The 24,781-nt window shown below is 36.9% G+C and carries 21 protein-coding genes and 1 pseudogene; 11 read left to right on the plus strand and 11 right to left on the minus strand.

Features of this window, described 5'->3' with window-relative positions; all coding sequences use genetic code 11:
* Window positions 1-146: 146 nt before the first annotated feature.
* Window positions 147-584, minus strand: coding sequence for a PACE efflux transporter (locus tag I6F48_RS19685; protein ID WP_165729524.1), 438 nt, complete (start codon window positions 582-584; stop codon window positions 147-149).
* 364 nt (window positions 585-948) lie between these two features.
* Here I6F48_RS19685 and ahpC point away from each other — a divergent pair, with 364 nt between their 5' ends.
* Window positions 949-1,518: an alkyl hydroperoxide reductase subunit C gene (ahpC, locus tag I6F48_RS19690; protein WP_007581822.1), complete on the plus strand. Its 570-nt coding sequence runs from the start codon at window positions 949-951 to the stop codon at window positions 1,516-1,518.
* 154 nt (window positions 1,519-1,672) lie between these two features.
* Window positions 1,673-3,247, plus strand: coding sequence for an alkyl hydroperoxide reductase subunit F (ahpF, locus tag I6F48_RS19695; RefSeq protein WP_197120133.1), 1,575 nt, complete (start codon window positions 1,673-1,675; stop codon window positions 3,245-3,247).
* A gap of 130 nt (window positions 3,248-3,377) precedes the next feature.
* Here the strand turns inward: ahpF and I6F48_RS19700 are convergent, their stop codons facing one another.
* From I6F48_RS19700 to I6F48_RS19715, 4 genes are all read right to left on the minus strand, one after another.
* Complete coding sequence (locus tag I6F48_RS19700) at window positions 3,378-3,638, minus strand: hypothetical protein (protein ID WP_197120134.1); 261 nt, start codon at window positions 3,636-3,638, stop codon at window positions 3,378-3,380.
* A gap of 179 nt (window positions 3,639-3,817) precedes the next feature.
* On the minus strand, window positions 3,818-5,848 hold the full coding sequence (locus I6F48_RS19705) for a GAF domain-containing hybrid sensor histidine kinase/response regulator (RefSeq protein ID WP_197120135.1): 2,031 nt from the start codon (window positions 5,846-5,848) through the stop codon (window positions 3,818-3,820).
* A 193-nt stretch (window positions 5,849-6,041) separates the two neighbouring features.
* Window positions 6,042-6,263, minus strand: coding sequence for a penicillin-binding protein (locus I6F48_RS19710; RefSeq protein WP_197120136.1), 222 nt, complete (start codon window positions 6,261-6,263; stop codon window positions 6,042-6,044).
* Window positions 6,264-6,276: 13 nt separating this feature from the next.
* Window positions 6,277-7,047: an undecaprenyl-diphosphate phosphatase gene (locus I6F48_RS19715; RefSeq protein WP_197120137.1), complete on the minus strand. Its 771-nt coding sequence runs from the start codon at window positions 7,045-7,047 to the stop codon at window positions 6,277-6,279.
* Window positions 7,048-7,283: 236 nt separating this feature from the next.
* Between I6F48_RS19715 and I6F48_RS19720 the strand changes: the two genes are divergently transcribed.
* From I6F48_RS19720 to I6F48_RS19730, 3 genes are read left to right on the plus strand one after another with little or no spacing between them, the layout of a single operon-like run.
* On the plus strand, window positions 7,284-7,571 hold the full coding sequence (locus I6F48_RS19720; protein WP_197120138.1) for a hypothetical protein: 288 nt from the start codon (window positions 7,284-7,286) through the stop codon (window positions 7,569-7,571).
* Window positions 7,568-9,163, plus strand: a complete 1,596-nt coding sequence (locus tag I6F48_RS19725; protein ID WP_197120139.1) for a PepSY-associated TM helix domain-containing protein — start codon at window positions 7,568-7,570, stop codon at window positions 9,161-9,163. Before I6F48_RS19720 ends, I6F48_RS19725 begins: the two co-directional genes overlap by 4 nt.
* The gene (locus I6F48_RS19730; protein ID WP_007581829.1) at window positions 9,160-9,405 is read left to right on the plus strand and encodes a hypothetical protein; all 246 of its coding nucleotides are present in this window, start codon (window positions 9,160-9,162) and stop codon (window positions 9,403-9,405) included. Before I6F48_RS19725 ends, I6F48_RS19730 begins: the two co-directional genes overlap by 4 nt.
* A 9-nt stretch (window positions 9,406-9,414) precedes the next feature.
* Here I6F48_RS19730 and I6F48_RS21425 read toward each other — a convergent pair.
* Window positions 9,415-9,549: pseudogene (locus I6F48_RS21425) on the minus strand (DUF6363 domain-containing protein); the annotation flags it as partial.
* Between the two features lie 366 nt (window positions 9,550-9,915).
* Between I6F48_RS21425 and I6F48_RS19735 the strand changes: the two are divergent.
* Window positions 9,916-10,788, plus strand: coding sequence for an SMP-30/gluconolactonase/LRE family protein (locus I6F48_RS19735; protein ID WP_197120140.1), 873 nt, complete (start codon window positions 9,916-9,918; stop codon window positions 10,786-10,788).
* Window positions 10,789-10,823: 35 nt separating this feature from the next.
* Here I6F48_RS19735 and I6F48_RS19740 read toward each other — a convergent pair whose 3' ends face one another.
* The 3 genes from I6F48_RS19740 to I6F48_RS19750 form a co-directional block, all read right to left on the minus strand.
* Window positions 10,824-11,279, minus strand: coding sequence for an NfeD family protein (locus I6F48_RS19740; protein ID WP_165742026.1), 456 nt, complete (start codon window positions 11,277-11,279; stop codon window positions 10,824-10,826).
* Window positions 11,280-11,300: 21 nt separating this feature from the next.
* A complete protein-coding gene (locus tag I6F48_RS19745) occupies window positions 11,301-12,254 on the minus strand; it encodes a slipin family protein (protein ID WP_076924206.1) in 954 nt (317 codons plus the stop codon).
* Window positions 12,255-12,384: 130 nt separating this feature from the next.
* A complete protein-coding gene (locus tag I6F48_RS19750; RefSeq protein ID WP_154902943.1) occupies window positions 12,385-13,824 on the minus strand; it encodes a diguanylate cyclase domain-containing protein in 1,440 nt (479 codons plus the stop codon).
* A gap of 383 nt (window positions 13,825-14,207) precedes the next feature.
* Between I6F48_RS19750 and I6F48_RS19755 the strand changes: the two genes are divergently transcribed.
* Window positions 14,208-15,101, plus strand: a complete 894-nt coding sequence (locus I6F48_RS19755) for a cation diffusion facilitator family transporter (RefSeq protein ID WP_007581834.1) — start codon at window positions 14,208-14,210, stop codon at window positions 15,099-15,101.
* A gap of 74 nt (window positions 15,102-15,175) precedes the next feature.
* Here I6F48_RS19755 and I6F48_RS19760 read toward each other — a convergent pair whose 3' ends face one another.
* Window positions 15,176-19,675: an EAL domain-containing protein gene (locus tag I6F48_RS19760; protein WP_197120141.1), complete on the minus strand. Its 4,500-nt coding sequence runs from the start codon at window positions 19,673-19,675 to the stop codon at window positions 15,176-15,178.
* Between the two features lie 166 nt (window positions 19,676-19,841).
* On the opposite strand from I6F48_RS19760, the gene I6F48_RS19765 reads away from it, so the two are divergent.
* From I6F48_RS19765 to I6F48_RS19775, 3 genes are all read left to right on the plus strand, one after another.
* Entirely contained in the window at window positions 19,842-20,393 is a 552-nt protein-coding gene (locus tag I6F48_RS19765; RefSeq protein WP_165741307.1) for a hydrolase, read from the plus strand.
* A gap of 153 nt (window positions 20,394-20,546) precedes the next feature.
* Window positions 20,547-22,013, plus strand: a complete 1,467-nt coding sequence (locus I6F48_RS19770; protein ID WP_007581837.1) for a methyl-accepting chemotaxis protein — start codon at window positions 20,547-20,549, stop codon at window positions 22,011-22,013.
* A complete protein-coding gene (locus I6F48_RS19775) occupies window positions 21,997-22,521 on the plus strand; it encodes a DUF6436 domain-containing protein (RefSeq protein WP_007581838.1) in 525 nt (174 codons plus the stop codon). The genes I6F48_RS19770 and I6F48_RS19775 overlap by 17 nt, the downstream gene beginning before the upstream one ends.
* A 60-nt stretch (window positions 22,522-22,581) precedes the next feature.
* Here the strand turns inward: I6F48_RS19775 and I6F48_RS19780 are convergent, their stop codons facing one another.
* Entirely contained in the window at window positions 22,582-23,139 is a 558-nt protein-coding gene (locus I6F48_RS19780; protein ID WP_165728421.1) for a TMEM165/GDT1 family protein, read from the minus strand.
* Between the two features lie 606 nt (window positions 23,140-23,745).
* Between I6F48_RS19780 and I6F48_RS19785 the strand changes: the two genes are divergently transcribed.
* Window positions 23,746-24,327, plus strand: a complete 582-nt coding sequence (locus I6F48_RS19785; RefSeq protein WP_101164255.1) for a helix-turn-helix transcriptional regulator — start codon at window positions 23,746-23,748, stop codon at window positions 24,325-24,327.
* Window positions 24,328-24,781 lie beyond the last annotated feature (454 nt).

The following is a 24,781-nucleotide window of genomic DNA, read 5'->3' on the forward strand; positions in this document are numbered from 1 at the left end:
AAGCGCACAGGGCGTGCATCTGTGAAAGTGTTATGGCAAGGATGGCTTAAGTTACAAGCCATCCTGGAAGGCTACGATTTAGCAAAATCTCTTGAGCCAGACTTGTGATCAAGAGACAGCTTAAAGAGGCTTAATTAAAAGGTGTTTTACTGCGTTGTTTTATCACTTTTGGCGGATTCTGGTAGGCCAAAAGCGCGGTCAAACGCCCATGTAAAAATAATTGCATAGATAAAGAAAAACGCAAACAGGCCAAGGTTTGCTATTAATGCATTTAGGGCTGATATATTTAACCACAACGACATTACAGGGATTAGTAATAATACCAACCCACCTTCAAAACCAATGCCGTGCAATAGACGCCTGCCTAAAGTACGCCCTCGCTCAGCTTGCTTTGCTTCCCAGCGTTCAAATAAAGCGTTAAATACATAATTCCAGCCAAGTGCAATACTTGATAAAACAATCGCTAAACCGATTGCTGAAGAGGCTGATTTGTCAAAAATAAAGCTGATAATAGGGCCAACAAAGGCAATGGCAAAAAATTCATATAAGACAGCCTGTAATACTCGGCGTTTTTTAGGAGTCATAATTAATCCCTGTTTAAGATACTTAGCTTAACAATTGATTGATACAGTTAAATTGTACCTCGCGTTTTAAATAATTGTACAGGTATGTTGCTGTAAGTACGCCATAAACGTATCTAAATTACCTGCGTTTATTGGCTATTTTTAGCTTGTTGGATATAAACCAAACAGTTGGCTGGCTTGTTGTTTTCCCCCATATTTATGGATATTGCTTACAATCTAAAAAACAGATTGCTTTAATCTAAACAATCAATTTTATTTAATTTCCCATTAGCCTTATTGTACTAATCAAGCCAACGCAAAAGGTCGTTTAAAACGAAAGCGTTGATTACTTTTTAAATACATTAAACATAGATGAGGAAATACCATGAGCACTTCATTAATCAACACAAAATTACAACCATTCAATGCAACCGCTTACCACAACGGTGACTTTGTAGAATTGTCTGAAAAAGATGTTCTAGGTAAATGGTCAATCTTCTTCTTTTACCCAGCAGACTTTACATTTGTATGTCCTACTGAACTTGGTGATGTTGCAGATTATTACGCACAACTTCAAGAAATGGGCGTAGAAGTTTACTCAGTATCGACTGACACTCACTTCACTCACAAAGCATGGCACGATACGTCAGACACAATTGGTAAAATTACTTACCCAATGATTGGCGACCCAACAGGACGTATTACTCGTAGCTTTGGCGTAATGATTGAAGAAGAAGGCTTAGCACTTCGCGGTACATTTGTAATGAACCCAGAAGGCGAAATTAAAATTATCGAAACTCACGATTTAGGTATTGGCCGTAGCGCTAAAGAACTTGTTCGTAAAGTACAAGCGGCACAATACATTGCAACTCACGACGGTGAAGTTTGCCCTGCATCTTGGCAGCCAGGTGAAGACACACTTGCACCTTCACTAGACCTAGTTGGTAAAATCTAAGTATAGATTTATTCCTACTATAAGGGCAGGTAACTGCCCTTAAATCAACGAACATCCGTTTGTTGGTGCCTCCTATATCAATACACTTGTTTAAGCACATGCATTATTTGGCATGGGAGGCTTGCTGTTTAAATTTTCCTAAAAGGGTTAAGCCATGTTAGATAACAACATAAAAAATCAATTAAAAAGCCATTTCGAATCGCTTACTCAACCTGTTGAGCTGCTTATTGCCTTGGATGACAGCAAAAAATCAGCAGAAGTAGAAAGCTTAGCAAACGATTTAGCCTCACTGAGCGATAAATTTACGGTAATAAACAACCCCGACACAAGCGCACGTCGCCCGTCAATGGTTGTACATTCACCTATTAAAAACACTCATATTACGTTTGCAGGCGTACCTATGGGCCACGAATTCACAAGTTTAGTGTTAGCGCTTTTACATACTGGCGGACACGCAAGTAAAGCTAAAAGTGAAGACATTGAGCAAATACAATCGCTTACTCAAGAGCTCAACTTTGAAGTATATATAAGTTTAAGTTGCCAAACGTGCCCGCAAGTAGTCCAAGCACTTAATACTATGGCAGCAACAAACAGTAATATTAAAGCGACCATGATTGATGGCGCATTATTTCAAGATGAAGTAGAAGAGCGAAATATTTTAGCTGTACCGGCTGTGTATTTAAATGGCGAACCATTTAGCCAAGGTGCACTGAGTCTTACCGACATACTTAATAAACTAGATAGCAAAGGTGCACAGCGCCAAGCTGAGTCGCTAAGTAAAAAAGACAAATTTGATGTACTTGTAATTGGTGGCGGGCCTGCGGGCGCATCGGCTGCTATTTACTCAGCACGAAAAGGGTTAAATACAGGTATTGTTGCCGACAGATTTGGTGGACAAGTTGCAGATACATTAGCAATAGAAAACTTTATTTCGATTAAGGCGACTGAAGGGCCAAAATTAGTTGCTCAGCTTGAAGAGCACGTTAAAGAATACGACGTAGATGTAATGCATAATCAGCGCGCAGCGGCACTTGGTTATAACAATGGCTACGAAATTACACTTGAGAATGGCGCAGTACTTAAAGCTAAGTCGCTCGTACTTGCCACCGGTGCACGCTGGCGTGAAATGAACGTACCCGGGGAGCAAGAATATCGCGGCCATGGTGTGGCATATTGCCCACATTGCGACGGCCCTTTATTTAAAGGTAAACCTGTTGCTGTAATTGGCGGTGGTAATTCAGGTATAGAAGCGGCAATCGATTTAGCCAATATTGTACAAGGCGTTACGGTACTCGAATTTGCAGACACATTACGTGCAGATGATGTGCTTATTCGTAAAGCTAAAAGCATGGCTAATATTACGATTATCAAAAGTGCACAAACAACTGAAGTATTAGGCAATGGTAAAAAAGTAACAGGCTTAATGTACACAGATAGAGTGTCGGGAGAGAGCAAAGAGCTTCAACTTGACGGTATATTTGTACAAATAGGTTTGATACCTAATACAGAATGGTTAAAAGACAGCGATCTTGAATTAAGCAAATTTGGTGAAATACTGATTGATGCTAAAGGCGCGACGTCATTACCAGGCATTTATGGCGCGGGGGATGCAACCAATACTCCGTTTAAACAAATTATTATTGCAATGGGCAGCGGTGCAACAGCAAGTTTAGGTGCATTTGATTATTTAATTCGTCACTCTGAAGACGCTGATCAAAGCGCTGCTTAACATTATTTAATAAAAAATTTAGTAAAAACTCTCTTGATATAACAGCAAGGCTACACCCATAGCTGTTTGTTAACCCAAGCCGCCCTTCTCCAAAGGCGGCTTTTTTTATTCTCAAAAATTAGTATGCAATTTAATCGCATCCACCACCAGAATCACCACCGCCGCAATCTGTATGGGAATGAGATGAGTTGCTACTAGAATAAACTGAAGAGTCACTCCCAGTATAAGCAGATGAACCACGTGATGACTTAGCACTTATGAACGTAACTAAAAACAAAATACCCGATACGATTACAACGGTTATTGATGAATCCCACTGGTCAGTTGAAACGCCTTTAAATATTGCAACAATAAGCACTGTTAGTAATACAGTTCTAATTATGTTTTTCATTTTATATCCTTATTTAACCAATCAGTTAGCTAACTTTATACCAATCCGCAATAACACTTAATCAATTTGAGGGATTAAATCTGACGCTAACTGCGTTAAAAATTTCTGATATAGAACAACTAAATAACGAAATTTTTGCCTGGTTATCGACACGATTTTCTCACCTCAGAATAGATCACTTAATTAAGCGAATTGGTAATAGCTGTATGCTCAAGCGCATTAATAACTGCTTTTTCAAGTATGGGTAGTTTAAACGGTTTTGATATAAACATATCCATACCGGCTTGTTTGCAGGCAAGTTTGTCTTGCGATGAAGTATTAGCAGTTATGGCCACTATGTAGGTTTCTTCATGCGAGCAGGTTTTTTCTGATCTAAGCTGCTTTGTTGCCTCAAATCCATCGAGTATGGGCATTATGCAGTCCATAAAAATAAGGTCATAATGCTTTTGGCGACATTTTAATACAGCATCTTGGCCATCTACTGCTGAGTCTGCTTTAATATTAAGCTTGCCTAAAGAGGCATGAAGTACCAACCTATTAATGTCGTTATCATCGACTACAAGCACTGATAATTCACTGCCATTAATATCTAACGTTGATTTAAGGCTTTCTTGTTTTTGTTCTGTCCCTTGTTCAATAGGAATATTTACTAAAAACGAAGTGCCTTTATTAGGTGTACTGTTTACCTTTATTGTACCGCCCATATATTCAACAAGTTCTTTTACTATTGCAAGCCCAAGGCCTGTGCCACCTTTTGAGTTTTTAGCGTCGATTTCTTGAGAAAAAGGAGAAAACAGTGATTCTAAAAAGCCTTTACTCATTCCTCGGCCAGTATCAGACACTTCAATATTTAAAATTAGCTTAGCTTTTACTTTAGAAAGGCTGGTGTTTAGTGTAACTGAACCATTTTCAGTAAATTTAAGCGCATTACTCAGTAAGTTAGAAGCAATCTGGCTAAGGCGTGTGTTATCGCTAAACGCCCAGCAGTTATCATCAATTGTATTATTTACTTGCAGCGTTACATGCGTGTTCTTAAATAGAGGTGTATACAAAGACGTTAAATCGGTAAAAATTGTTTTTAATAAAAAGTCAGTGGGTTCTAGCTTTAGCTCACCATGATTAATTTTAGAAAAATCGAGCACTTCGTTAATAATACTAAGTAAAATATCGGCGCTTCTAAGGCCTATTTTAATTTTTTCAGCGCGAACTTCTTCACTGTGTTCATCAACTAATGTAGTTAGCATACCTGTAATGCCATTAAGAGGGGTTCTTAATTCGTGGCTGATTTTAGCGAATAGCATGCTTCTGTCTTCAAGTAAGCGCTCGGCTTGGGCTTGCTTTTGTTTAAGTTCTTCTCGGAGCATTACTGATTCGGTTACATCTTGGCAGGTGCCAAATAATCGCACACATCGGCCTCCATCAAATTCGGCCTCACCAAAAGTAGCTACCCATAGATGTTTATTTTTAGCGGTTACTACTTCTAGTTCTAGATTCCATTTTTTGCCTTTTTCTATGGCTAATTCTACCGCGCGTGTTATGCCTTCACGACTTGGACCTTCTTTATAAAACTCGATTGCAGAATTCATTTGCGGTTGAAATTGTTCACCCACTTCATATATGAGGTAGGTTTGTTCACTCCAGGTAATTTTATCGGAGATTAGATCAACTTCCCACGTACCTATATTTGCAACGCTTTCTAACTTTAGTAGTGTATTACTATTTTTTATTAATTGTTCTTTAGTTTGGGCGCGAGCAAATTCTGAGCCTAGCCATTGTGCAAGAAGTTCTATGTAGTCGTATGCGTCATCATTAAAAGCGAGGGAGTCTTTTGCAGATGAAAAGTTAACGGTACCAAATATTTTTTCGCCAATTTTTATTGGCGCGCCAATATAAGACTCTAACTGAAAATTGATATAACAGGGGTGGTTTGCAATTGCGCTTTGAGATGCTTTATGAAAGGCAAGTGCAGAGCCTGCAGCGAGCGTATGTACGCAATAGGTGCCTTGTAAATCAAACACAGTACCGGGCAAAAGTGAGTTGTCGGGGGTTATGGCATGTAAAACGGTATAGCTGTTTTCATCTACTTTACTAATAATACCTAGCTCTAGATTAAATACTTCTAACCCAAACACTAAGAGCTTATTAATTTTACTTTCAAAATCAAGCGATTGATTCGAAACTATATCGTGAAAACGTCGTAAAAAATTCAAAAGAAAACACCCCGTAAGCTTTTGTTCAATATATATAATACATAAGCCAGTTAAGGCGTTGTTATTAGTTTAAAATTCAGTTTAGCAGTTTTAATAAGTAATAACTAAAATTGATATGTATTTAAATTTATAAGTCTATGTTTTATATAAAGCAAAATACTGCGCTGAATATATAATACTCAGCGCTAAGTATTTAGTAGGTAGAGTTAGGTGTGTACTCTGGGTTAATGTCGCCACCCACTTCTTCTGGATCTACATCGTTTATAAGCAATGTTTCTCGCACGGCTTCTATGTGATCAAGTACTGTTTGATAACGCTCGCCATACTCATATTTTGTTACCTCAATGGCTTGTGGCATATACGTAAATGCAATTTTAAGTGCGTGTAAGGCTTCTGGGTTGATTTTTTCGCTCATGATTTCCCTCTAATTAAACGTAGGCTAGGGTTAATAAAATAACACCAAATACAATACGATAAATACCAAAACTTACAAAAGTGAAGTTTTCTAAAAATCGAATAAACAGTTTAATAGTAAAATAGGCAACAACAAAAGAGGTAATAAAACCCACAGCAAGGGCAGTTAGGTCATCTAAGCTAAACAGTTGGTAATGTTTAAGTAAGTCGTACCCTGAGGCTGCTGCAAGTACAGGTAAACCAAGTAAAAATGAAAATTCAGCGCTGGATTTTCGATTTAAGCCACATAACATGGCACCAACAATAGAGCTCCCAGCACGACTAGTCCCCGGAATTAACGCAAATACTTGTGCTACGCCAATCCAAAGAGCTTGTTTATAAGTAACTTGGGTTACATCGGTAGTTGTGCAGTTAGCTTCTTTATAACTGCGCTCTAATAGTAAAAAAATCACACCGCCTACAATAAACATAACACCTACTACTGGTACGCTAAATAGTGTTTTTATTACATCGCTAAATATAAAGCCAATAATACCCAAGGGAATAAATGCAATGGCAACTTTAACCCATAAATTGAAGTGTTTAGGGCTGAACTTGTCTTTATAATTTGCAAGTACCGCTAAAATGGCGGCAAGCTGGATAATTACTTCGAAGGCGAGGTTAGCGTCTGTTGATTCAATGCCTAACCACTTTGACGCTACAATTAAGTGCCCAGTTGATGATATGGGTAAAAATTCTGTTATACCTTCAATAATACCTAAAATAATCGCGTTAATTATATCCACGGTTTACTGCTTCCTGAAAAATTAAAAAGCCCGAACTCGGCTTAACTGAAATGACGCATTACTGCGTACCTAAATTGCGAGGCGTAGCATAAAAGCTCTTAAGGCAAACCAACAGTGTTTTTAGACTTAATTTGTTTAATAAATTGCATTAAGCATTAAATGCACAATACAATGGCAATTGTTATCATTTGCATGTGCTGTTTTGTATATGTGTGGACAAATTTAATGAGCGAATAATGAATAATAAAAAAACGTTTACAGCTACACGCCGAAGGCACTTAATTGCGTGTGTATTAGCGCTAGTTACTGCGGTAATAATGATTCCGGGTATGACAACCTATTTACCGTTTCAAATGAATGAACAAATATTACTGCCTATTTTACTTTTTCCTGTTATTTGGACTGCGTTGTTTATTTATGCGTATTTGGCGCAAAAAGTATGGCAACCTTTTGTAGTGATGATTGCACTGTGTGTATCACATGGTTTATTGAGTTTTTGGGCGTTAACGCAGGGGCAGGGATGAAGTCGATTACTTTAAAGAAGCTATTTTTATTACATAGCTGGGTAGGAATTATTACTTCTGTGCTGCTATTTATTGTCGCATTTAGTGGGGCATTAGCGGTGCTGTCGCGACCTGAGTTAAAAATATGGGCAAATCCAGAGTTACAATCTAGCCAACACGTTGCCAGCGCGCAAATTAATCGACTAGTAAACGAATACCATAAACAAGTACCTAGTGAATTTGGCGAAAACATTCATGTGTTTTTACCAAGCGGGCATAACTTTCATTTATTAACGTTGGTATTTGAATCTCACCATGGCGATGAAAATTATGACCAAGAGGTGGCCAGAGTATTTCAGTTTCATCCGGATACATTGGCGCTGGAAAATACTTACTATGGGCCTAGTAAAGAGTTTTACGCCAATAAAAAAACGGATGCGCCAACTTATATAGGTGAGTTTCATGCAGATTTGCATTTAGGGCGACCAATTGGGTTAATACTCACTGGGTTTTTAGGTTTAACGCTTTTAGTAAGTGCAGTGACAGGCTTGTTTATTCATCGCAAATTGATAAAAGAGCTCTTTACGTTTAGGCGAGATAAAGGGTTAGATATTGCAGTAAGCGATGCTCATAAGGTTATAGGTATTTGGGGCAGCGTATTTAATATTGTGATTGGTTTTACAGGATCATTTTTAGGGCTCGCGACCATTATTTTACTACCAGCAGCTGCGTTTGTGAGCTTTGGTGGCGATCAAGATAAGTTAATAGAAACGTTTACCGCTATTCCTGAGCCTGTAGTTAGCCACATTAAGCAACCTACAAAAATAGACACTATTTTAGAGCATGCTCATAGTCGTTACCCTGAAGCAATAATTAGGGATGTCACAATAATGGCGCATAACGATGCGAATGCGCAGGTATATTTGCGTTTGTTAGGTGGTGAGGCTGTTGCTTCTCAGTTACTGCATTATCAGGGCAATGGTGAGTTTGTGCAGTCGATGAGTAGTTTTGGTGATATTTCAGGTGTTTCGATAAAAGTAATTGAGTTGATGTTTCCGCTGCACTTTGGGAACTTTGCAGGAGTGTTTGTAAAATTACTTTGGGTATTGCTTGGCTTAAGTACTGCGCTTTTACCTATTTCGGGCATGATGATGTGGCTAACAAAGCGCACACGTGGCAGTAGCCCTTCACTGAGTATGCAGGCATATGCACACTGGAATCGTTTTATTATTGGCAGTTGTGGCGGTTTGGTATTAGCAAGCTTTGTGCTATTTCCTGTGCAAGTTGTACTTAATTATAGCGTTGTTGGTGTGGCGCAAAATAGCTTTTTTGGACCCGTGTTCTTTTATACGTGGTTGGCATGGTTACTCTTAAGTGTATTACCCATTGGTTATAAAAACTACTTTAAGCTGACTCTTTTATTATGCGGCGCTTCGCTTGCTTTGGTGCTGCCACTCAATATTTTACTTGGCGTTAGCAATGTTATTAACCTTAATAGCTCGCTTGTCGCGGTAGTAGATATAAGCTTTATGGTGGTGGGTATCGTGTGTATGTTTGTTGCCTTAAAAATAAAAAACACACAAAAATTACAAATTGAGGTACAACCCGCATGAACGAGCTACTAATTACAATTGCGATGGTAAGTTTATTATTAATGATGCTCAACCTACGAAAAAACACACTTACATTAGCGACTAAAACATTTTTAAGTGCACTGCTATTTGGTTTAGCGCTGATATGTTTTATGAGTGTTTACGGTATTTTAGGCGGTGCAATATGCACCGTTGTAGGAGCTATGTTAGCTGGTTTACTAACCGCAGTTATTGCGGGTAAAGCACCGCAATTATTAGGTTAAATAATGCAGTTATTTAGCTAAAAAGGTCTTAGCAGTATCAACTCCCATGTTGTAACCACTATTAAGTATTTCAAACTTTTTAGTGGTACGCCCAACTTCAAAATTAGCCGGTGGTGCAATGATATTGATTTTGCAGTCACTAGGGCGTGTTGATCTTTGTGGATTGAAATTTGTTCAATCTAGGGGCGATTAAATCGCGGCGCGAGGTTTGTAACCTAGTGGGCTAAGTAAAAACCGAGCAACAAAGAGTTAATCGTCCCTAGAAAGAACCCAAAGGGCAGCGCATGTTTGGTATTTATGCTGCGTTATCGCCTATTCATGGGGAATAACCACACTACATAGGCTCCGCCTTGCCTAAAAACCAAACATACTGCTGCAAATTCACCCACCAAAGATCAACACGCCCTAGGGCATGTTGATAAATTAAAGCCAGGTACGTATCGCGAAATCAACTGTTTTCTGGTAAGGTTTGGGTTACAAGGCTTTGTTAATAATAAAGAATAAGTATTTATGTTTGACCCTAGCGTAACCATTTTTGAAAGCACACAGAATCAGCTTGCAGAAAGTCCTCTTTGGCACCCTATGCTGAATACTTTTTTTTGGGTCGACATAAATAAAAAACTACTTTTAAGTAAAAATACACACAACGAAAGCAAACTAAAAATAGTTAATATGCCAGATACGATCAGTGCAATAGCGTGGATTGATGAGCAGCACTTGTTGCTCTGTACAAGTACTGGTTTATATAAATATCATATTAATTCAAACACTCGCCATCTTATCCTCAATATTGAAAATACACTGTTAAACAGGCGTTCAAACGATGGCCGCGCCGATCCATGGGGTGGTTTTTGGTTTAGTACAATGGATGTAAATGCTAAAAAAGGTGATGGTAAAATATACCGTTATTATAAACGCCAGCTTAAAGCCGTTGTAAGTGACTTGAGTATCCCAAATGGATTGTGTTTTGATAAGGCACGTTTACGTGGCTATTACTGCGACTCTTTAACGAGTTGTATTTATGTATTAGATTTGGATGAGCAAACTGGCGAACCTTGCTCTGAGCCACGTGTTTTTTATCAATTTAATAATACTGATGTTGATCCCGATGGATGCGTAACCGACCAATTAGGTAATTTGTGGCTAGCTGTATGGGGAATGGGATATGTTATATGTTTATCCCCAGGCGGTGAGCTAATTAAAACAATAAAGCTTTGTGCGATAAAACCGACATGCACTGCATTTGGTGGTGAAAATGCTGAATTGTTACTTGTGACATCGGCATTTGATGAAGCGATTAATAATACTGTTACTGAACAAGGCGCTGTATTTCAAATCTCAGGCATAAAAAACGGGCAGTTTGAGCCGCCCGTTTTACTGTAACTTACAATTTACAGTGTTTGTTTTTAAAGTGATGATTAGCTTTTAGGCGTAACCCACATAACACCCACTTCTTTTTTGGTTACTAAAACCTCAGTACCGGCGCCAATTGGTTGCTCACTTTTAAGCTTCCAGCTAATACCTGAATATTGATGTGTAGTTAAACCTTGTTCTGTTACATCGCTAGTAAGTACAAAAGTGAGTTCAGCAAAATCACTATTTACTTGCTTTTTATCTACGCGATTTTGCATTTGTTTTAATGGTTTCCAAAGTACAACGGCCAAACCTGCTGTTACAATTGCATTACTCCAAAGGGCGGTGGTTAATGAGTCGGGTAAAATACCAAAACTCATTAATAATCCTGTGAGGAATAACGATAATCCAAAAAACAACAAAATAAATGTAGAAAGGCCAAGTACTGCTACTTCTATTATTAAAGCAACAATACCAAGTACCATAAGTGTTTGCGGTAAATTTTGCGTAATAAAATCCATACAAACCTCTTTATTTAGTTATTAACCCAAATTCTTTTTATTTAAACTATTAATAATTGCCATACCTTGCGCAACCATTGAACTTGCATCTGTTGCGTTATCTGGCAGTAATACAATTGATGATTCACGAGCAATAGCTTCTTTAGCAGCGATTGCTTTAGTTGCTAAGTCTAGCTGAATTGCTTTTTGGCCTTGCTCTGTATCTGCAGCTTCACCAACTTTAATAAGTGCATTTGCTTGTGCTTCAGCAACAGTTGTAATTGCAGTTGCTTCACCCTCAGCGCGTAAAATTTGCTCGGCTTTATCGGCTTCTGCAGCAAGTACTTGTGCTTGCTTTTTACCTTCAGCAACGTTGATATTTGCTTGGCGGTCACCTTCTGATTCTAAAATTTGAGCACGTTTAACACGCTCAGCTTTCATTTGCGCTTCCATCGCCTCCATAATAGAGTTAGGTGGCACAATATCTTTAATTTCGTAACGAAGTACTTGAATACCCCAAGGCTCAGATGCCTGATTTATAGCAGCAACAATGTTGGTGTTAAGTAAATCACGCTCTTCAAATGTTTTATCAAGCTCCATTTTACCTAATTCTGAACGCATTGTTGTTTGCGAAAGTTGTACAACTGCAAATGTATAGTCGTCAACGCCATACGTTGCTTTGTACGGGTCTAGTACCCTAAAGTACAGTACGCCATCAACTATAAGTGAGATGTTATCTTTAGTGATAGCTGACTGCGATGGTACATCTTGAGCTTGTTCTTTTAAGCTACGATCAGCCGAGATTCTATCAATAAATGGAATAATAAAGTTAAGGCCGGCTTCTTTAGTTGATTGGTATTTACCAAAACGTTCGATTAACCAGGCGCGGTTTTGTGGTACAAATTTAACGCTACTTTTTAAAAGCACGATAACAAAAACAAGTAAAAAAGCCTCAACAGTAAAAACCATATCGAGAATTTGTGTGACTGGATCCATTTAAACATTCCTTATAATAATTAAACGCTGAGTGGTTGTATTGTTTATAATTTCAGCGTGTATAGATTATCACTACAGCGAACTTTTAACCACTAAAACTCACTGTAGCGCGCCGACTTAGTCGGTTTTTTTAAAAACTGGCTATTTTATTTCTGCCTGTTTCTTTTGCGTTATAAAGGGCTATGTCGGCGTTAGTTATAACTTCTTTAGGTGTTGTTTTTTGATTGGGTATAAGGCTATAAAATCCGATACTCAAAGTGAGGTATTTACTGGCACTTGAAAAGTTATGTTCAATTGCAAGTTCTGCAATTTTTTCCTGAATAAGAACTGCATATCTTTGGCAATGATCTGTGTCGACTGCAGGTAAAATTATCGCAAATTCTTCACCACCGAAACGAGCGGCTAAATCACCTTCACGTTTACAAAGATCATGCAGCGCTTTGGCAACTTGTTTTAACACTTCGTCACCTAGCTGATGCCCATAGTTATCGTTATAACGCTTAAAAAAATCAATATCACACATTATTAAACTAATGGGTTCTTTATTACGTGCGCCGCGCTTAATTTCGCATTTTAAAGTTTGATCAAAACAGCGTCGGTTAGCAATGTTTGTAAGGCCATCAGTATTAACTTGTTTGTTAAGTTTATGATTGGCATTAATGAGTTGCTGCTGAGCTTGTTGTAGCTCTTGCTTGTAATTTAAATTTTTGAAAGCATTAGCAAGCATTTCACCTACTAACCTTAAGCGAATAAGGTCTAAATCAGTCCAGTTTCGCTTTTGAACAACGCAATCACAGCCTATAAAGCCAACGAGCTCTTTGTCATAACGTAGACCAATGCAAAGTACTGATTTTATTTTTTGTCGCTGGAAAATTGTTTTTTCGCTCATTGCTTGAATGGGTAACGACGTTACATCGTTAACTCTAAATAAGTGAGTACGTGCCATCAAACTAAAAAAATATGGGAGATCGCTTTTCGGAAGGTTTTGTAAGTCCTCTTTAAATGCTTGTATATCATTATTGACCCATTCGTGGGTGTTATTTATGGTTTTACCATCCTCGGCAAACTTAAAAAGATAACTTCTATCTGCGTGGCAAACGGTACCAATAGCTTTTAATGCGTAGTTGATATGCTTATCAACGTCGTCGTTTTGAATATCAATTAAGTCAGTTGATATGTTCGAAATAATATTATCAAAATCATATTGTTCATCTACATTATTATTCAATACATCGATTATAATAATGGAGCTTGAGTTAGGTAATTTTGCAAATTTTACATTGAGTAGCAATTTAGATACCTGTTTTGATAAAACAAACTGGCATTGGTTATTTGCAGTGAAATAATCAAAGAATAGCTCCTCGACTAATAGTTCTTTTTTACTGTGATGATTGGTTAAAGTGATGTGTGAAAAATCAATTTTATTAAAATGTGATTTATTTCTTAAGCCAAACAAGTCCTGTGCTTGGCTGTTAACTTTAAATATATTTTCATTGGCATCATAAAGTAATACACAAAACGGCAGTAACTCCAAGTTTCGCCATATTTCATTTGATAGGTTATTACTCACTCAACTCTCCATGTGTTTAAGCCACAATTAAATTGTTATCTATTGTATTTTTATTGTTTTTACTTGGGCGTGTTAATCGTCCTTAGAACGAGCTCAAAAGGCTGCGCATGTTTGGTATTTATGCTGCGTTATCGCCTATTTATGGGGAATAGCCACACTACATAGGCTCTGCCTTGCCTAAAAAACAAAAATACTGGTGTAAATTCAACCACCGAAGTTCAACAAGCCCTACTAATTATTAGCACATTTTTTTTGATTTACTAAGTTTTTAGTGCGTTTGAGGGCAGTACGTATTATAATTGATACTGTATATCATTACCCTTTTCTACTCTAAGCCATCTTTGGTTTATTTGCACTTTAAGTATAGGTTATTCAAGCATTTCATGACAGAAATCACTACACACCAAGCTTCTCGTCGTCGGTTACTTATTGCGCTAGCAATTACGTGTTCGTTTATGGTAATTCAGGTTATAGGTGCTTATTATTCTAATTCGCTTGCTGTACTTGCCGATGCGGGGCATTTGTTTGTTCACAATAGCTCGTTATTCATCGCACTGATTGCATCAAGTCTCGCTATTCATTTTGCTAAAACCTATAACGATGGTCATCAAAGAGCCGAGCTTTTGGGTGGTCTGGTGAACGGATTTTTATACCTAGCAATCAGTTTAATTATTTTGTATGAAGGTGGTGAGCGCTATATACACCAGCATGAAGGAAATGAGCTGGCTATTAATAGTTATTTAATGTCGGTTATTGCTGCTATTGGTTTTTTATTTCATGGTGCTGCTGCATGGGTTTTATATAAAGGCCGCAAAGCGAGTATTAATGTTTACGCGGTATTTTTACATTCATTCTTTGATTTGATTTCTACCGTATCGACATTTGTGGCTGGTATTCTTATATATTTTACGGGCTGGGTTGTTATCGATATTTTGTCGAGCATGTTAATCGCCTCTTTCGTGTTGTTTACCGGTGTTAAGGTCATTATTAGTTGTATAAAAGGTTTACGCTTAAATAAGGCCAAACTCCCTAAAGTTGCAGATATTGAAAGTGAGATTACAGATATGGAGCATGTTCACAATGTCCATAACGTCACTGTAACGCGTAAATATAAGGGTGTAGTAGTCGGGGCGCACGTTGTACTTAAAGAGCATTGTACTATTGAGAAACACGATGAAGCATGTCGTATGAAGGTAGAACAACTGTTAGCTGAAAAATTTAATGTACGCAATAGTGTATTACAAATAGAAAGCCACGAATGCCATCACATCCATTAGTAGCATCTAATTAATATAAAAGCGTGTAATAATGATTAGCACGCTTTTAATGTTTCAAATCAAATCAAATCAAATCAAATCAAATCAATGATATTGCTAAAACAATCGCTTTTACGTAAGTCTTTAGCATCCATTGGCCTTGCAAAGTAATAACCCTGCAGTACAGTACACCCAACCTCTGTTAAAAAGATCATCTGTTCGCGCGTTTCTACTCCTTCTGCAATACAGTAAAGATCTAGGTTTTCGGCCAATGAAAGAATGGTCTTAATAATCGATTCATCCCCTTTATCTATACCAATACTGTTTACAAAGCTTTGATCTATTTTAATAACATTAATAGGAAATTGGCTCAAGTAGGTGAGTGACGAGTAACCAGTACCAAAATCATCAAGTAGTAATTTAAACCCAGCAGCTTTTAAGTTTTGTAGCTGCTTGGCTGCTTTGAGTTTGTCTTCTAGTAAAATACTCTCTGTTATTTCAAGTCTTAATTGTCTTGGATGAACTTGAGAGTCCGCTAATATGGACATTAACCGCTGGGTTATGTTTGTTTTTAAAATGTGTTTAGGAGATAAGTTTAAAGATATATAAAACAATGGGTTTGCGCTGAGTATAGGTGCAATTTCAATAAGAGCTCGTTGCAATGCTTGCTCAGTAAGGAGTTCTATTAAACCAGTTTCTTCTGCTACCGGTATAAAAAGTGCTGGGGATACTAACTGGCCTTGATTTTTCCAGCGCATGAGTAACTCCACGCCATTTATTGTTTTTTCTTGTATGTCGATAATGGGCTGATAGTGATTAAAAAATCGGTTGTCTTTTACTGCATCTTTTAAATCATTTTCGAGCAGTAACTTTTGTTTTATCAGCTCATTCATTTCATCGCTAAAAAACTTAAAGTCGTTTCTCCCGCCTTGTTTAGCGTGCATCATCGCAACATCGGCATTACGGATAAGTATATCGGTGGTTACAGCATCGAATGGGTATAAAGCGACGCCAATACTGGCTGAAATATTAATAGAGAAGTCTTCAATAATTACTTTATTAGCTAACTCATTACTAATTTTTCTTACTGTATCGCGAAGAGATTGAAGCGATTTTATATTTTGAATCAGCACTAAAAATTCATCACCACTTTGACGGCCAAGTTTTGCGTTTACGCCAAGCATACCGTTTACTCTTTGGGTAATATTACAAAGTAGCTTATCACCAACTGCGTGGCCAAAAGAGTCGTTAACAGGTTTGAACTTATCTAAATCAATAAATAATAATGCGCATTGTGTATTACTTTCATTGGCATGTTTAATCGCGTCTTCAATATTTTTATACATTAAACTACGATTAGGTAGATGCGTTAGAGGATCAAAATTAGCCAAATAGCGCAGTTCGTTTTCTGCACGTTTTTGCTCAGTTAAATCTGTAATAACAACCACGTAGTAGCTTGCAGTATCTTTTGTTACGGCTGTGGCGCTTATATGTATTGGATGTTCGTTACTTTTTGCTGTTTTTATATAAGCATCACTTTGCCAGTTTTCTGTAGCTTTTAATTTTTTTAAAATATTTGCAAACTCTCTACACTTATCTTTACCAATGGCCCTAATAAATAATTTTGGGCTAATTTTAGTGGCTGCTTGTTCACTTGAAAACGTTTCAATAAAACTGTTGTTCGCAGAAAATGGCATTAAATGCTTATCGAGTATAAGTAACCAGTCGTTTATTTGGCTAAACGCTTCACCTAGAATTTTTGCTTGTTGCTCATTAGCCCGTTGCTCAGTGATATTGGTATATATGCCAGAAACATATAGCGGCTCATTTGTTTGAGGATCGTATATAACTTGTCCTGTATCTTGATACCATAACCAATGCCCATTTTTATGCTGTAGACGATAAGTTGCTTGCCAGTTTTGTTGTTTTTTGTACTTGAAGTAGTTTTCCCATTGGTTTTCAAAACGACGTCGGTCATCTGGGTGTATAAGCGCTAAAAATTGTTCTATGTGTACGCGTACAGGCAAGCCTGTATAGCCTAATTCACTTCCTCTGAGCGTACTTACGGAAGCATCTTTAAAATTATAATCCCACACGCCACTTTTGTTATTTTTAAGCGCGAGTTCTGTTTGCTTTTGCGAATGAATAGTCGCTCTATGGGCTTGTTCAATTGCAACTTGGCGGCTGCGGTATTGCCAAAAAATGAAAAACAACACGGCAATTATTAAAACTACATAGGCGACAATAGCAAAGGGCGACTTCCATGGTGCGTAGGCCACGTTGATATTAAGTGTGGCAGGTTCGCTTGTAACAATACCATCGCGATTATGTGCTGATATTTTTAGCGAATAACTACCGGGTTGAAGTTTTGTGAAAAACACTTGGTTAGATTGTAAGTCTTCATATGTAAGGGACGTTGGCCCTGAAAGAATTACCTTATAATACGCTTTGTCTATATTGGGGTAAGAAAAGTTAGAAAAACTAACTGTAAGGCCCATGTCTTCATAACTGAGATCAAGTGGTTGGCTAAGGTATTTATGAGGGTAATAATCGAGCTCTTTGGTAAAAAGATTTATATCGGTAATCGCTACATTATTTTTTTTAAATAATTCATTTTCATCAAAGTCTAAGGGGTCAAAAAGTAGGGCGCCCGCATTACTACCAAATATAAGCCTGCCATCGTTTAATGTTGTTGCTGCTATAGGAGTAAATTGGTTTATATTCAACCCGTCTTTTACTGAATAACTCACCACATTGAGTGTATCTAGGTTTATTTGATATAAACCATTGTCGGTACTTGCCCATAAAAAACCATTTTCATCAGGAAGTAACGAATAGATAGAGTCAGTATTAAATGAATTTTTTAATCCTATGTAGTGTTTTCTCTCATAAGTAACTGGGTCAACACCAAGCAAGCCTTCGTGGGTGGTTGCCAACCATAAGATATTTCGTTTTGAGTCTAAGTAAAAATTTTCTACAGTGTAAAAAATATCTTCTTTAGGATTAAATGACTGAAATATAGTCGTTAAAGTTTTCGTTTTTTCGTTGTACCTAAAAAAACTTTTTGATGTGCTAAGTACAAATTCTTCAGGATGTGTGTCGAGGGGTTTATAAAAAGCATAAGAAAATAAAGGGTCAACTTGCTCTTTGAGTCCTTTAATAATTCTTGTTTTTCCGGTTGTTTCATTAAAAATATAAAAATTATCATCAGACATAAATGCATATTTATTTGCATCAACTTGGGCAAAACCAAATAAGTTGAGCTGGTTAATTACATTATTGTCTGTGTCTTTATTTTCAATAACTTTACCCGTTTGCTTATCAAAAAGTTTAAAACCATCATAAGTAACAAGCCAAAGAAATTGATCGTTTCCAATTGAAGACGCAAAAATATCAAATACCGCAGATGCTCCGTATATTGCTTTTGAGTCGGTCGAGCTTAAATATACTTCACTTTTATTTGTTGATTTGTCATAGCGCGCAATTCCATCTTCTGTTCCTAGCCATATAATATTATTTTTATCTTGGTAGGTGGCATGAACAGTATTGTTACCGGGTAAAAAAATGTGTTTAAACCGTCGGGTTTTAATTGGCCAGGTAAACACGCCTTGGGTTCTAGATGCGAGCCAAAGCACGCCGGACTTATCAATCATTAGATCGTTGATTGAGTTTTCATTAATATTAAACTTACTTTTTTCATAATTTAATATGAACTCTAACTCTTTGGTTTCGCGGTGATAACTAAATAATCCACTTTCGGTTGCTACAAACTCGCCGTAAACAGTATTGGCATAATCCCATATATTATAATCAGGGATTAATGTTGTAACATTTGCTGCAGATATATTTTTGTTATTATCAAATGCTAATTGATACATACCTTCGACAGTACCAACAAGTAATCCTAATTCATTATCAACACTTAAAAATTTGACGTTTATATTATCTATCGTATTTTTTTCAGGGGGATGAAGAGGGATTTTTACAAGTTCTGAATTATCTATATTTGCAGTGTATAAACCATCATTTGTACCAATATATAAAGTGTTTTTATATATCGTTAATGACCTAATGTAGTCCCTTTTATTTGGGAGTGCTAGCTTAAGTGTAAAGTGTTTACTCGTCTCATCAAATGTATATATTTGACCATCTATGGCGAAGTAAAAAGTATCTTGTTGCTGAGTCATTGCGGAGATTGGAGAAAACATCTTTTTTTCTTTATCTATTTGACCAGAATAGATTTTTTCGGTTTTTAAAGTGAGGGGATCTATTATATACGCACCAGAAAGATCAGTTGAGGCAATGATTTTTCCGTCTTCGGCTTTAAATAATGCATAAATATAGTGTTTATCTAAGCCAAAGCCACCATTAAAAGTTTTTACTTTATAACCATCAAAACGGTTTAAACCCTGTTGGGTTGCTATCCATATGAAGCCAATGTCATCTTCTTGCGACTGCAAAACGTAACTTTGCGAGAGACCTTCGTCAGTAGAAATTCGTTGTAATTGTTGAGCATAGTTTTGTGATGCAAAAGTGCTTTGGATGCATAGTAAAAAAACAATGGTGATATGAAAAAAAAGTTTGCTCAAACGCACTTATAAACACTCTCAGTGGAGGATAGGATGATACTTAGCTAGATAGTAAATATAGCATAAGTTTTTATTTTTTAATTACAAATAATATACGTAAAGTTAAAAGCTCCATTTTCAAATAGTGAGCTAATCTATATAGATAACAGTTAATGTTCATAAGGAGAGTATAGTGGTTTTATCTAATATTGATGCAAAAAATAGCGTGTTATTAATAATAGACTTACAAGAGTTGCTTGCTCCTGCAATTAAAGACTTTCCGAATATTTTAAAAAGTACATTGCAGTTAGCGCAGGCGGGTATTATTCACGGCGTCCCAGTCTTAATAACCGAGCAATATGTCAAGGGGTTGGGCGAGACTAATCAGCAAATTAAAAATACGTTACCTAATGCTACGTATTTTCACAAAACGTACTTTAGTGCGTGTGCAGAGCCTGGCTTTGTTGATAAGTTAAAAAGCTATGGTAAAAAGCAAGTTGTTGTTGTTGGCACTGAAGCGCATGTGTGTGTTTTACAAACATGCTTAGATTTAATAGAAAATGGTTTTGAAGTTATTATCGTACACGACGGAGTTGGCTCGAGAAATCCGCAACATAAAAATTTGGCGATTGAACAGCTACGCCAAGCTGGTTCGGTAATTTCATGCGCTGAAATAGTTATTTTTCAATGGACAAAAAAAGCAGCAACGCCTACGTTTAAAAAAATACTGCCTATAATTAAGTAAACTGCATGTATATAATGTAAATTAAATTAAATGTATTATTTTTTGACGTGTCGGTAGTTTATTATTGTGTTCAGTAAACTGAAACTCGTTTTGATACGTATATTGCAGACTGCTTTATAAAACAACAATGCAAACAACAATTTTAAGGTTCTTATGTCTAGTATTGGCCGGTTATTTACAATTATTTTTAGTCTTTTGTTTGTCGAATCTATCGCTATTGGCTTGTATTTCGACACATTAGCGCAGGCCTTTATGATAGGTTTGCCATTGTGTTTATTACCTATATGGCTTTTAAACACACAAGGGGATAGTCCTGTTACCCCGCATGTGGTAGCTGCCGCCATAATGATGTTTTCTTTTTTGCACATTCAACAAACTTTTGGGTTGATTGAAGTCCATTTTGAAATATTTATTTTAATGCCCATGTTAATTGTTTTTGTACAGTGGCGAGTGTTTATTACTACAATTGTATTTGTAGCTGTTCATCATTTATCCTTTTATTATTTACAAACTCAAAATACAGGATTTTATGTATTTGACCCTGATAGGCTTGCTTTTACTACGGTGCTTATTCATGCTGGATACGCAATAGTTGAAGTGTTAGTTGCAGGCTACATTGCCGTAATGTTGCAACGCGAACGTCGTGCGGGCCTATCTTTAAGTTATGCGACAGAGCAAATCATGCAAGACCCTGAAAATATTAAACTCTCTCTTCGCGCTGATGACACTAAAAGTGAGGCTGTAGCAGGGTTTAACACGTTACTAGATTACTTATCTGATGTTATTAAGCAGGTACAAACTCAATCAGAATCACTGCAAAAAAACTCACAAGAGCTTATACATGTTCATGATCAGCTGGCCGGTGGTGCAGTGCAGCGTACACAACAAACTGATGATATTGCTAATTCTGGCGCTCAAGTTGCTAATGGTTTTAAACTTGTAGAAGAAGAAAGTGAGGTGCTTAAGCGTCAAGTAGACCATATTACACAAGCTGCGAGCGACGCATTAAAAGAAGTACTTCAAACAGATGCTAAAAGTAGAGAGCTGTTAACACTACTTAACCATACTGAAGAAAAAATAAACCACTTAGTGGCAGCGGGCGATGTTATTTCAGGTCTTCTTAATGAGATATCAGGTATTGCTGAGCAAACAAACTTACTTGCTTTAAATGCCGCTATTGAAGCAGCCCGTGCAGGCGAACATGGTCGAGGTTTTGCTGTCGTTGCTGATGAGGTAAGATCTTTAGCTAACCATAGTAAAGCAACAACAGATAAAATTAGTCTAACATTAAAAGATCTTGTTAATAATAGTAAAACGTCAACACAATCAATGAGTCAGTGTGTGAATTTTGTAGTCGATTTAACAAGTATTAGTGCTGCAATGAAAGAGAATATTTCAGCAATGAGCGAGCAAATAGCCGCAGTATCTTCAAGCTCTGACTCAGTTGCACAAGTTGTAGCTGAGCAGGCAGGTAATACTGAATTAATAGCAAGCAGTACTGATACTATGCGCCAAAATCAGTACCAAGATACGCAAATAGTGCAGCAGTTAACCGCTAAGGTGCAGTTAATCGATGTAAGTATTGATGTGTTAGAGCAAAGCATTGCCAAGTTTAAATAAATCTAACACTTTCGTATTTTCGCTTATAGCTACATGGCTTATTTGTGTTGTTGCAGGGTTAGTTTATTTTCAATTAGAGCAGCTTAAACCGTTTGACAGCTCAAAAGTTTTATTGCAAAAACACTGGTTTAATAACTTTAAAAAGCAATTGGATTGGGTTGATACTGGTGAGCCGTCTTTAGTGCTTATAACAGAAAAAAAATGCGGGTGTACTATACAAGCTAAGCCGCATATTTCATCGTTAACCTCTTTTGCTGCCAATAAAGCTATGAAGGTTGTACAAGTTGAATTAACACCAAAGCTTAAACACGTTATTCCGGCAACGCCTGCCGCCGTTATTATTAATAAAAACGGTGAGTTTGTTTATGCTGGGCCGCTCTCTGAAGGATTAGCTTGTGCCCAAGGAAGTGGTTTTGTTGAAACTGCGGTCACTAATTTAGCTGCTGGTTTTAACTCAAATCTCTTAATTACACAAACCAAGGGATGTTACTGTGTAAATAATGCATAAATAACGTATCGATAAACTAAAGCTCGCACTTAAATCAATAGTTGCGAGCTTTAATATTGATTAAATTGTAACTAAGCCATAAATACCTAATGACACAAACACACAAGCAGCAATAGCACGTACGGTGTTTAGAGATATTCTTTTTAGTAATGCATTACCAGCGTATATAACAGGCACGTTAGCAATTAGCATACCTAACGTAGTTCCTACTGTTACCCAAAACACAGACTGATATTGTGCCCCTAACAACACCGTCGCTATTTGTGTTTTATCACCAATTTCTGCAATAAAAAATAATACAAAAGCGACTAAAAAAGCCCCGTAGCTATCGTATTTACTACTTACAGCTTCGTCTTTGTCTGGAACTAATAGCCAAAGGCCAACAACAATAAAGCTGATGTTTACAAGCCAAGGCAAATATTCAGAAGAAAAACTATTACTTAACCACTGTCCAAACCACGCTGATAAACCATGATTGAGTAAGGTTGCGGCTAAAATACCAAGAATAAGCGCGCTTTTATTACGAAAACGGGCTGCTAATAGGAGTGATAAAAGCTGAGTTTTATCGCCTATTTCGGCAAGTGTGACAGTGACGGTTGAGGTTAAAAAAACTTCCATTATTGATTCTTACAGGCGGGAATACTAAACCAAGGCAAACAACTATCTCCCGCCATGAGGATAGTGTCTACCTAGGTCTCGCCGATAACGCTTGCTACAACATTACAACATTACAAACTTACCATGCACATGAGGTGCAATTATGTTGATAAGTTTACTCATTACTGAGCGGGCTACTCCCCTAAGAGGCGGGCATTATTCCACAAAACTTTTGCGTGGTAAATATTAAGAATCGAATATAGTTAATTTATTCGGGAGTAATAAAGTTAGCTTTTGGCAATTAGTTGATAGTCAGGAAAGGGCGATAAGCCGTCACTCAGGTGAGTTGTCATTAACTTAGTAAGAATAAAAGGAAACTATCTCCTTTTTCATATGTGTAAATAAACTACAGTAAGCATAATATTTATAGCTGGTAATAATTTACACTATTTGATAATAATAGAAGCTCATGAAATAAGGACGTTTTCGCTCTAAGATAGGGAACCTTTGATAAAGCTGTTAGCAGTATGGCATTGACCTGTCGTTAAGGTGACGCAAATGTGTCGTATACAAAAAAGGAGTTTTTGAACAGGATATAGCTTCAATATATTCATGTGAGAAATACAAATGGAAATGAAACTAAACGCTAAAAAAATTATAGAAGAACGTAAAGTCAGAGCTTGGAGTCAGCAACATTTAGCTGATGTTAGTGCTGTAAGTTTAAGAACCATTCAAAGAGTAGAAAATAATGGTTCAGGTTCATTGGAAACTGTTAAAGCATTAGCTTCCTGTTTTGAGCTAGATGTTACTAAGTTATTTCAGCCTGAAATCCCATTAAAGAAAAATCACTCTAAATCCAAAATAGCAGTGTTATCTTCAATGATTGCAGCCATTTTCAGTAGTGTTTTATTTCTAGTGCCATCTACAATGGCATCAGATATTAAGATACACTCAGATAAAGTTACAACATCTAAAAATAATGATTATCGAGTTTACAGTAACAATGTAGAGATTTTCTTGCCAAAAACTCTTACTTATGAAGTGTTAGTTGATTCAAAGTGGGAAACAGCTACACCGGAAATAGCCAGTGGTAGTGTAAAGATCTATTTGGGTAACTCAGTTGTTTTTATTGAAAAAGCAATAATAACAAAAACTGAAAAAGGAACGAAAATCACTACTAATTATGCAAAATTTACTAACACTGACTAATATACTGCTAATAAGTGTCTAAGGTTGCGACCATCCATCTCCGGCCATTCGACAACATAAGATGTTGATAATAATTGACAAGGTATTTTACTGTGTCGGATGGCGCTTCGCTTATCCGATCTGCACTGGCATAAATCGGAAATAACCGACCCGTAAATTCCGTATTTATACATTAAGGTTTTTAAAGCCTTAATGTAATTAATTTTCAACCATTCAACTATTAAAATATTTAGCTAAACCTAATTTTACTTACATTTAAGGTAGGCTCTAATTAACAATACTCAATTTATGCACTATACTTTAGCTGAATTTAGTTTAGTTTTTTAAAGCTGTCGCGAATTCTCAATTTAAGTGGCACTGGCCAAAAAAAGTTTAAAATAATACATATTAGTTAAATAACAATTGATAACCATTTTCGTTTAGATTAGTATGTACGCACTAAATGAAATTGAGA

This window comes from Pseudoalteromonas sp. SWYJ118, from assembly GCF_015864505.1.
GTDB lineage: Bacteria > Pseudomonadota > Gammaproteobacteria > Enterobacterales > Alteromonadaceae > Pseudoalteromonas > Pseudoalteromonas arctica.

Coding starts and splice junctions, on each gene's coding strand:
- I6F48_RS19755 (WP_007581834.1), top strand. CDS start 14,208: ATGACAGAAATCACTACACACCAAGCTTCTCGTCGTCGGTTACTTATT.
- I6F48_RS19685 (WP_165729524.1), bottom strand. CDS start 584: ATGACTCCTAAAAAACGCCGAGTATTACAGGCTGTCTTATATGAATTT.
- ahpC (WP_007581822.1), top strand. CDS start 949: ATGAGCACTTCATTAATCAACACAAAATTACAACCATTCAATGCAACC.
- I6F48_RS19735 (WP_197120140.1), top strand. CDS start 9,916: ATGTTTGACCCTAGCGTAACCATTTTTGAAAGCACACAGAATCAGCTT.
- I6F48_RS19745 (WP_076924206.1), bottom strand. CDS start 12,254: ATGGATCCAGTCACACAAATTCTCGATATGGTTTTTACTGTTGAGGCT.
- I6F48_RS19730 (WP_007581829.1), top strand. CDS start 9,160: ATGAACGAGCTACTAATTACAATTGCGATGGTAAGTTTATTATTAATG.
- I6F48_RS19740 (WP_165742026.1), bottom strand. CDS start 11,279: ATGGATTTTATTACGCAAAATTTACCGCAAACACTTATGGTACTTGGT.
- I6F48_RS19785 (WP_101164255.1), top strand. CDS start 23,746: ATGGAAATGAAACTAAACGCTAAAAAAATTATAGAAGAACGTAAAGTC.
- I6F48_RS19720 (WP_197120138.1), top strand. CDS start 7,284: ATGAATAATAAAAAAACGTTTACAGCTACACGCCGAAGGCACTTAATT.
- I6F48_RS19725 (WP_197120139.1), top strand. CDS start 7,568: ATGAAGTCGATTACTTTAAAGAAGCTATTTTTATTACATAGCTGGGTA.
- I6F48_RS19700 (WP_197120134.1), bottom strand. CDS start 3,638: ATGAAAAACATAATTAGAACTGTATTACTAACAGTGCTTATTGTTGCA.
- I6F48_RS19780 (WP_165728421.1), bottom strand. CDS start 23,139: ATGGAAGTTTTTTTAACCTCAACCGTCACTGTCACACTTGCCGAAATA.
- I6F48_RS19770 (WP_007581837.1), top strand. CDS start 20,547: ATGTCTAGTATTGGCCGGTTATTTACAATTATTTTTAGTCTTTTGTTT.
- ahpF (WP_197120133.1), top strand. CDS start 1,673: ATGTTAGATAACAACATAAAAAATCAATTAAAAAGCCATTTCGAATCG.
- I6F48_RS19710 (WP_197120136.1), bottom strand. CDS start 6,263: ATGAGCGAAAAAATCAACCCAGAAGCCTTACACGCACTTAAAATTGCA.